Origin of the sequence: Nonomuraea sp. NPDC050691 (assembly GCF_040654455.1) — a bacterium.
In the GTDB taxonomy this organism is placed as follows: Bacteria; Actinomycetota; Actinomycetes; order Streptosporangiales; family Streptosporangiaceae; genus Nonomuraea.
In genome coordinates, this window is the sequence record NZ_JBFAIA010000375.1 from 1 (window position 1) to 1,335 (window position 1,335).

Annotated in this window: 2 protein-coding genes; one reads left to right on the plus strand and one right to left on the minus strand. The window is 67.3% G+C overall.

The features are described from left to right. The coding region (locus AB0H81_RS44880; protein ID WP_358388747.1) for an MBL fold metallo-hydrolase at nucleotides 1–157 on the minus strand (157 nt) is incomplete at its 3' end. Between the two features lie 139 nt (nucleotides 158–296). On the opposite strand from AB0H81_RS44880, the gene AB0H81_RS44885 reads away from it, so the two are divergent. Continuing rightward, nucleotides 297–1,184: a peptidylprolyl isomerase gene (locus AB0H81_RS44885; RefSeq protein WP_358388744.1), complete on the plus strand. Its 888-nt coding sequence runs from the start codon at nucleotides 297–299 to the stop codon at nucleotides 1,182–1,184. Nucleotides 1,185–1,335: the final 151 nt, after the last annotated feature.

A 1,335-nucleotide genomic window follows, 5' to 3' on the forward strand; every position in this document is an offset into this window, starting at 1 on the left:
CCGCCACCGGCTTGAGCCGGTGCTCGCGCAGCAGCTCGTCGACCCCGTCCACGGCGTCCTGACCAGGGTCGACGATCACGCACTCCTCGCCCGCGGCGGGCGCGATGACGTAACAATTGGTCTGGAAGGCCCCTGCGGGGAAGCCTGCGATGAGCATCTGCCTCAGGTGATCTCGTCAAAAAAGCCAATGGGAATGTAACCGAAGGGTACCGGTGCGGGTCGCCGGGCTGCGAATCATTGCCCGTTGGCCGATACGATTCGCCCACCTCAGTTGATTGACTATGGGAGGCAAAGCGGTGGCCACGGGGAAGGACCGGCAGAAGCAGCTGGCGCGCGAGCACCACGAGCGTCAGATGCAGCGCCGCATCGAGCGTGAGCAGAAGGCCAAGCGCGCCGCCATCATCGGCTCCACGGTCGGGGTCGTGGTCGTGGTGGGTGGCATCGTGGCCGCGGTCGCGCTGCTGGGCGGCGACCCCGCCAAGGAGGCGGCGGCCACGCCCACCGCCTCGGCGCAGAACACCTCGGCGCCCCAGGAGAGCGCCTCGGCCTCGCCCGCCGCCCAGGCCAAGCCGTACGACCCGAAGACGGGCACGTGCGGGTACGTCGCCGACACCGCGGGCGGCAACGTCAAGGACGTCGGCATGCCGCCGGCCAAGGTGTCGCTCAAGCCCGCCACCAGGACGATGACCCTGAAGACCAACCTGGGCGACATCGAGGTCACGCTCGACAACGCCAAGGCGCCCTGCACGGTCAACTCGCTGGCGTTCCTGGCCAAGAAGAACTACTACGACGGCAGCAAGTGCCACCGGCTGGGCAGCGAGAAGTTCCCGATGCTGCAGTGCGGCGACCCGACGGCCAAGGCCGACGGCAAGAGCGGCGGCGACGGCACCGGCGGCCCCGGCTACGTGATGGCCGAGGAGAACCTCGAGGGCGCCGCGTACAAGCGCGGTGTCATGGCGATGGCCAAGACGCAGGCGCCGGGGAGCACGGGCAGCCAGTTCTTCCTGGTGTACGGCGATATCGGGCTTACCCCGGATTACACGCCGGTGGGTACGATCACGAAGGGGCTCGACATCCTGGACAAGGTCAACAAGGCAGGCGTCATCGGTGACGCCGGGGACGGCACGGGAGCACCTAAGGAAACCGTCGAAATCAAAGACGTGACAATAGCTGGCAAGAGCTGACGTAATACAACAAGGGACGGCATGTCCCGAAGGGTCTGATGGAAAGTGCGGGAGGACACGGTGAGCACCGACCCGTGGGGCCGGGTAGACGACGACGGCACCGTCTACGTGCGTACGGCTGAGGGAGAGCGCGCCGTCGGCTCCTGGCAGG